The organism is Methylobacterium nigriterrae (assembly GCF_037106235.1).
GTDB classification, from domain to species: domain Bacteria; phylum Pseudomonadota; class Alphaproteobacteria; order Rhizobiales; family Beijerinckiaceae; genus Methylobacterium; species Methylobacterium nigriterrae.
Genome location: NZ_JBAWTG010000871.1, coordinates 1 through 271 on the forward strand (window position 1 = coordinate 1; position 271 = coordinate 271).

Consider the following 271-nt stretch of genomic DNA (forward strand, 5'->3'; position numbering starts at 1 on the left):
GGAGCGCGGAGGTATCCGGTCGGAAGGCTGGAAAGCCGCCTCCGATCCCTTGCGCGGCAGCCCCTCCGTGGTCCAGCCTTCGCCGGCGAAATCGTAGCGGTCGAGCCACGCCGCCGCCGAATAGTGATCGACCACGAGGATTTCGTCCGGCAAATAGAGGACCACATCGCGTTGGTCGTCGGGCCGTTCGAGCTTGTATTCGACCCGGTCGAACTGGAAGGCGAGGTCGTAGCCGAAGGCGCCGTATAGGCCGAGATTGGCATCTTCCGGC

Annotated in this window: 1 pseudogene; it reads right to left on the reverse strand. The window is 64.6% G+C overall.

Features of this window, described 5'->3' with window-relative positions:
* Positions 1 to 271 (reverse strand): annotated as a pseudogene (locus tag WDW90_RS39500) (anthranilate synthase component I); the annotation flags it as partial.